The organism is Streptococcus cuniculi (assembly GCF_004570575.1).
In the GTDB taxonomy this organism is placed as follows: Bacteria; Bacillota; Bacilli; order Lactobacillales; family Streptococcaceae; genus Streptococcus; species Streptococcus cuniculi_A.
Genome location: NZ_SPPD01000054.1, coordinates 1 through 598, shown reverse-complemented (window position 1 = coordinate 598; position 598 = coordinate 1). Strand labels below are relative to the sequence as shown.

Here is a 598-nt window from a genome sequence, read left to right as displayed (position 1 = left end):
GTGATGACCGAGGTCGCTTGGCGTCTGCGGCAGCCCAGCACGAGCGAGGTAGTGCGGCGCCGCGCAAACCAACCGCCGCATCTCGCCGAGCCTGACGGCGATCAAGCCGGAGACGGGAAGCGTCGCGAGCCTCACTGCGGCGTCGACGCCTTCCTCGACGAGGCTCACTACGCGGTTGAGCAGGAGCATGCGCAAGCCGATGTCGGGATGCTCGTCGAGGAACGACTCGACGACGGGCATCAGAATCGAACGGCCGAACAGCTCCGGGGCGGTAAGTGTGATCCTGCCGGTGATCCGGTCACCTGCCGCATCGGCACCATCCGCTTCGGCCAGTTCGGACAGGATGCCGCGATAGAGGGCCGCCTGCCGCTCGCCGCGCTCGGTCAGCCGCAGGGCACGGGTCGAGCGATGCAGCAGGCGCTCGCCCAGGCGCTCCTCCAGCATCGCCACCGCCCGGGTCACGGTCGCCGGCGAATGTCCGAGCTTCCGCCCGGCGGCTGCGAGCGAGCCCGTCTCGACGACGACGACGAACACAGCCATGGCGTCGAGACGGTCCATCGTTGCAGAACCTGAAATTATAGCTTGCTGATTGTCGAAC

Annotated in this window: 1 protein-coding gene; it reads right to left on the bottom strand. The window is 67.4% G+C overall.

Translation table 11 applies throughout. From position 1 onward, the window contains the following. On the bottom strand, window positions 1-598 hold a 598-nt coding region (locus E4T82_RS11995; protein ID WP_135182982.1), incomplete at both ends, for a LysR family transcriptional regulator.